6 protein-coding genes are annotated in these 6,138 nt (G+C 70.7%); 1 reads left to right on the forward strand and 5 read right to left on the reverse strand.

Going from position 1 to position 6,138, the window contains the following annotated elements:
- Positions 1-99: 99 nt before the first annotated feature.
- The 4 genes from ON27_RS22430 to ON27_RS22445 form a co-directional block, all read right to left on the reverse strand.
- A complete protein-coding gene (locus tag ON27_RS22430; protein WP_043731232.1) occupies positions 100-1,296 on the reverse strand; it encodes an NAD(P)-dependent malic enzyme in 1,197 nt (398 codons plus the stop codon).
- A gap of 511 nt (positions 1,297-1,807) precedes the next feature.
- Entirely contained in the window at positions 1,808-3,349 is a 1,542-nt protein-coding gene (locus ON27_RS22435; RefSeq protein WP_043731236.1) for an FAD-binding protein, read from the reverse strand.
- A 50-nt stretch (positions 3,350-3,399) separates the two neighbouring features.
- Positions 3,400-3,657: a hypothetical protein gene (locus ON27_RS22440; RefSeq protein ID WP_306306957.1), complete on the reverse strand. Its 258-nt coding sequence runs from the start codon at positions 3,655-3,657 to the stop codon at positions 3,400-3,402.
- A gap of 5 nt (positions 3,658-3,662) precedes the next feature.
- Positions 3,663-4,517, reverse strand: coding sequence for a PHP domain-containing protein (locus tag ON27_RS22445; protein ID WP_043731243.1), 855 nt, complete (start codon positions 4,515-4,517; stop codon positions 3,663-3,665).
- A gap of 84 nt (positions 4,518-4,601) precedes the next feature.
- Here ON27_RS22445 and ON27_RS22450 point away from each other — a divergent pair, with 84 nt between their 5' ends.
- Complete coding sequence (locus ON27_RS22450; RefSeq protein WP_043731247.1) at positions 4,602-5,684, forward strand: magnesium and cobalt transport protein CorA; 1,083 nt, start codon at positions 4,602-4,604, stop codon at positions 5,682-5,684.
- 12 nt (positions 5,685-5,696) lie between these two features.
- On the opposite strand, the gene ON27_RS22455 is transcribed toward ON27_RS22450, so the two are convergent.
- Positions 5,697-6,138: suppressor of fused domain protein (locus ON27_RS22455; protein ID WP_043731277.1), on the reverse strand; the 442-nt coding region annotated here is incomplete at its 5' end.

Below are 6,138 nucleotides of genomic sequence, written 5' to 3' on the forward strand. Positions count from 1 at the left end.
GGACGGGTCCGCCCGCGAGCGCAGACCATTGATCGGGTGCTACGACGAAGGCGCCCCCGTTCACTTCGAACGGGGGCGCCTTCGTCGCTGCGTGGGAAGTTACGCGACACCCTCGGCGCGAGCGGCGGCCGCGACCGCCTCGGCAACGGCCGGCGCGACCCGCGGGTCCAGCGGGCTGGGGACGATCTTGTCCGGGTCGAGTTCGTCGGCCACCACGCTGAGGATCGCGTCGGCGGCGGCGATCTTCATGCCCTCGGTGATCCGCCGGGCGCCCGCGTCCAGCGCGCCCTTGAAGACGCCGGGGAACGCCAGCACGTTGTTGATCTGGTTCGGGAAGTCGCTGCGGCCGGTGGCCACGATCGCGGCGTACTTGCGTGCCACCTCGGGGTGGATCTCCGGGTCCGGGTTGGACATGGCGAACACGATCGACTCCGGCGCCATCGATGCGATGAGCTCCTCGGCGATCAGACCCGCGGACAGACCGAGGAACACGTCGGCGCCCGCCAGCGCCTCGGCCGCGCCGCCGGTGAGGCCGCGCGGGTTGGTGCGGGTGGCCAGCTCGGCCTTCACCTCGTTGAGGTCGCCGCGCTCCCGGTTGACGATGCCCTTGGAATCGAGCACGGTGACGTCGCGGACACCGGCGGCGAGCAGGATGTTCGTGCACGCGACCCCGGCCGCGCCAGCGCCGGACACCACGACCTTCAGCCCTTCGATGCCGCGGCCCTGCACCTTGGCCGCGCCGTTGAGGGCCGCGAGCACCACGATCGCGGTGCCGTGCTGGTCGTCGTGCATCACCGGGCAGTCGAGCGCCTCGATCACGCGCTTCTCGATCTCGAAGCAGCGCGGCGCGGAGATGTCCTCCAGGTTCACCGCGCCGAAGCTCGGGCGCAGGCGGATCAGCGTCTCGACGATCTCGTCGACATCCTTGGTGTCCAACACGATCGGGATCGAATCCAGCCCGGCGAACTTCTTGAACAGCGCCGCCTTGCCCTCCATCACCGGCAGCGAGGCGCGCGGACCGATGTCACCGAGGCCGAGCACGGCGGTGCCGTCGCTGACCACGACCACGAGCCGATCGGTCCAGGTGTAGCGCTTGGCCAGCGCCTCGTCCTCCGCGATCGCGCGGCTGACCTGGGCGACACCCGGCGTGTAGGCGATCGAGAGGTCGCGCTGGGTCTCCAGGGGAGCACTGAGTTCGACCGAGAGCTTGCCGCCGAGATGTCCCGCGAAGATTTCGTCGTTTGTGATTTCAGACAGGCTTGCGGTGGAATTCGGTGCATCAGTCACAGGTGACACGATTTCACTCCTGCTCAGGTCGGGCTAAACCGGGGGACGGTTACCACCGGGTAATGGGTATAAGTCGTTTCACTACGCTCATCGAGTGCGCTGACTGCTGTGTTTCGAGGCGGCCGCGAGCGAGCGAACACGGCTTACCGGTATCTCGACGACGGGCGCGGCACTCATCCGCGAAGCGGAACCGGACGGGTGGGCCCGGACAGAACATGCGGTGCGATCTCGCGGGTCGCGACGGTACGTCGGCGAGGCGGAGACCTCCGTGATTCCCTCACCCGGCGGTGGCGGAGGTAAGGAATCCGACACATTCTGCCAGTCCGGTGGGCGAGTTGCCAAACCGGTTACGCTCTGGGCCGTGTCGCGCTCCATCACCCAACGTTAGGGGCCGGGAATTACCTTCAAGTAAGCGGAAACTCGCCGTTTCCGGCCCGGACGCGGTGAGTAGTCGCACCGCGCGGGGCGGCGCCGGTGTGAGACCTGCCCGCGCGGCCGAGGCGGGGTCCGGCCATCCGCGTCACGCGACGATATCGCGAGGCTGCTGCGGCATGGTGCGCGGCGCTTCCGGGCGCACCCACACGCTACGGACTCCCCCCGAGGTCAACCGCACCCGCCAGGTGTCGGTCGCGCCGGGATGATCGGTCCGGCGATGCATGCCCCGGCTCTCCGTGCGCGTCAGAGCGCTGTATTTCGTCCATCGCGCCACCGCCAGTAGCGCGGCGGCCTGCCGGGCCCGCAGCAGGTCCGTGCCCCGGCCGCCGAGGTCGAATTCCGCGCCCGGCCACATCCCGTCGAGTTCGCCGATGCTGTCGCGCAGACTGCCCGCGCTGCGCCAGTAGCTGCGCCGCAGCGGCAGAGTGTGCTCCTGCACCAGACCGACCACCGCCCGCGGATCGATCCGCGCCACCGCGTTGAGCCCGGCGCCCGGCACCGAGTGCGCGGGGGCGCGGCGATCGGCCGTGCGGGCGAATTTCGCCGCGCCCGCTCCCGCCCAGACGCCGGACGCGATCGCCCACGCCCCGCCCAGGCCATCGACGCCGCTCACCGCGCCGGTGACCAGCTCGCGGCTGACGACATCACCCGCGGCGAACAGGCCCGCGACGGTCGTCGCGCATTCCGGCCCGGTGACGCGCAGGCCACCCGTACCGCGCACGGTGCCGTCCAGCACCGCACGCAGCGGCACCCGCTTCGCGCGGTCGGCGATGCTTTGGCGCGCGGGCCGGGAGCGCGGCGCCGCAGGCCCGTCGTCCAAGGCGGCGAAGACCAGGCGGCCGGCGGCGATGGCGGCCAGCGCCGCCGAGCGATGCCCCGGCAACTCGGCGCCGGACTCGTCGTAGATCGCGGCGAACCGCAGGGCCGGACTCCGCGGTGCGGCCGTCTTCGCGGTCCCCTGCGGAACCAGGCTGTAGGCGCAGGAGAACTCCATCCCGGACAGTTCGGCGCCCGCTTCCGCGGCGAACAACAGACCGTCGCCGGTGTCCACGTCGGTGCCCGCGCCACCGGACAGGAACGCGCAGCCGCCCGTGGCCACTACGACCGCGCCCGCGCGCACGGTCCAGCGCCGGAACCCGGCGTCGTGACGCAAGCCGGTGGCGCCCGCCACCACGCCGTCCCGGTCGGTGAGCAACTGCAACGCGGGATGATGATCGAGCACGCGCACGCCCGCATCCCTCAGCACGCGGCGCATCCGCCGCAGGTAACCGGCGCCGTCCAGGTGCATCCGCCGCGTGGCCGGACCCGCCGGATCGGTGTCGATCCGATGTCCCCACCGCGCCACCTGCTCGATCCGCTGATGGGTCTCCTCCAGCACGCGGTGCATCAGGTCCGGATCGCTCAGCCCGCCGCCGTGCGCGTGCCCACGCCGGACCGCCTCGTCCCGCGCGGGGCCCGGCGGGATGTGCCACAGCGAGATCGCGCCGTGCGCGGTCGGCCCGTTCGACCCGCATCGCGCCTTGTCGACCAGCACGACGGCGACGCCCGCCGCGGCGGCCGAGACGGCCGCCCAGATACCGGCGGGACCACCGCCGATAACCAGTACATCCGTCTCGAGTTCGGTCATAAAGAAAAATGTTCGGGCACAATTCATTCGCCCGCAACCAAAGCGAGGGACTAGCTCCACCATTGCGTCCACAGCAATAGTCCAGCAGCCAGGAAAACCACCATGGACCCGGAAAAGGCGGCCGCACCGCGATGGCGATCCGAATAGATCTGCGCCGCGAGGGCTACCGCCGCGGCCGCCACGTGCCAGGCCACCGATTCGCCGCCGGGGCCGGGAAAACCGCGCCGGTCGGCGAGCACCGCGGCGCCGACCACCACCAGCATGCCCACCACCATGCCCCCGGCGACGATGCCGCTGAGTCCGCGCACCGGTCTCACGGGGTGATCACCGGTACGCCGGAGGCTTTGCCCACCAGCTTCTCGAACTGCGCCGGATCGGTGGTGAACTCGCCGAGCCGGATGGTCTTGTTCGTGCCGTGGTAGTCCGACGAACCGGTGGTGAGCAGGCCCAGTTCGGCGGCGAGATCGGTCAGCACCGCCCGATCGGCGGCGGAATGGTCGGGGTGCGCGATCTCCAGGCCCCCGAGTCCGAGCGCGGCCAGCTCGCGGATGTCGTCGAGGGCAAGCAGCCTGCCCCGCTTGCGCGCCCGGGTGTGCGCCAGGACGCTGACCCCGCCCGCGGTGGCGATCATCTGCACAGCGCGACGCAACGGGGTGTCGGCCTTCTCGGCGTAGTAGCGGCCGTGCGGGGCGAGCAACTCGTCGAACGCCGCGTTCACACTCGGCACGACGCCGGCGGCGACGAGCGCGCGAGCCAGGTGCGGGCGGCCCGCCGAGGGGCCCGCCGAAGCGAGCACGGCGTCGGGATCGATCGGCAGTCCGTCGGCGGCCATGCGCTCGGCCATGGCGCGCAGCCGCTCCACGCGCTCGGCGCGCAGCCGTTCGCGTTCCTCGGCGAAACCCCGATGGGTCGGGTCGAACAGGTAGGCCAGCAAATGCACGGGCACCGGCCAGCCGTCCGCGCCGAGACCGACACAGGACATCTCCATGCCGCGCACCAGCGTCAGCCCCTTGGGCAGCGCGTCGACCGCGTCGGCCCATCCGGCCGTGGTGTCGTGATCGGTGATCGCGACGACGTCCAAACCCGCGGCGGCCGCGTTCCGCACGAGTTCGGCCGGAGTGTCGGTGCCGTCGGACGCGGTCGAATGGGTATGCAGGTCGATGCGCACGCCTTCAAGTCTTACAGTGCGGTGAGGTCGTCCCGCACGCGCAGGCGGCCTTCCCGCGGCCCCGGTCCACGTAGCATCGTCCGCGTGCCGTCGTTTTCTCCGCTCTCCTCGCTTCGTGGCTCCGGCCGGACGCCGCCGCGCCGGGAACAACGGTTCATCCCGGTGCCGACGGCGGAGGCGATCGTCGACTGCGCGGTGTACGTGGACGGCAAGCGGCTGCCCGGGAAATTCACCCACCAGGCGGCGCTGGCGCGAGCCGAGCAGGAGCCGACCGGATTCGTCTGGGTCGGGCTGCACGATCCGGACCTCGCGCAGATGACCGACGTCGCCGAGACTTTCGGGTTGCACCAGCTCGCCACCGAGAACGCCATGGAGCGGCACCAGCGGCCGAAGCTGGAGCGTTACGACGACTCACTGCTGCTGGTGCTGCGCACGGTCGGCTACGTCGAACACGATATGCACACTGTCAGCGAGATCGTGGAGACCGGCGAGATCATCGTGTTCACCGGTCCCGACTTCGTGGTCGCCGTCCGGCACGGCGAGCATTCCGGACTGGCCGAGGTGCGCAAGACCCTGGAGGAGGATCCGGCGCAGCTGGCGCTGGGCCCCGGCGCGGTGCTGCACGCGATCGCCGATCGGATCGTGGACTCCTACATCGAGGTGGCCCAGCAGGTCGAGAACGACATCGATGAGATGGAAGAGGAGATCTTCACCCCGCGCAGCCGGGTCACGGTGGAATCGATCTACCAGCTCAAGCGCGAGGTGGTCGAATTGCGGCGTGCGGTGAACCCGCTCGCCGCCCCGCTCGAGCAGCTGGGTCGCAAACCGGATCTGCCGGTGCCCAAGGAGGTCCGGCGGTATCTGCGCGACGTCGCCGAACAGCACGCCGCCGTCGCCGAGCGGATCAACGACTTCGACGAGGCGCTCAGTGCGCTGATCAGCGCCGCGCTGGCCCGGATCGGCGTGCAGCAGAACACCGACATGCGCAAGATCTCCGCGTGGGTCGCGATCGCGGCGGTGCCGACGATGATCGCGGGTATCTACGGCATGAACTTCGACCACATGCCCGAATTGCACCAGGTCTGGGGCTATCCGGCGGTATGGCTGGTGATTCTCACCATCTGCGCCGGCCTGTTCTTCACCTTCCGGCGCAACAAGTGGTTGTAGCCGGGCCGCCGATCACAGACTCGCGGCGCCGCGTCCCGGATCGCGCACATCGATCCCGGCCTCCTGCCAGGCGTCCCGCAATGCCTGCGCGCCACGCACCCGCACCCACGCCGCTTCCGTCGCGGTGACCGGCGTCACACCGAAGTACCGCACCGGCTCGGCCGGGTCGGGCAGCGCCACGTCCGGAATATCGCTGTCGCCCAGCAGCACCGCGGTGAACGGCGCGTCCCGCCACATCGGCTCACCCAGGTCCATCAGCGCGTCCGGTTGCAGCACAACGCCTTCGACCACCGGCGCAGCGGCGAGCACGCCCAGCGACTTGGCCAGCCCCGCGCTCGCGCCCACGCCGGAGCGCAGCGTCAGCACCAACTCCGCGCGCGGCCCGCGCACCGGATCCGCGAGCAGGGCGGTGGGGTCGCCCATCGGATGGCGGCTGCCGCCCAGCGTCACGTAA

This window comes from Nocardia asiatica NBRC 100129, from assembly GCF_000308415.1.
GTDB lineage: Bacteria > Actinomycetota > Actinomycetes > Mycobacteriales > Mycobacteriaceae > Nocardia > Nocardia asiatica.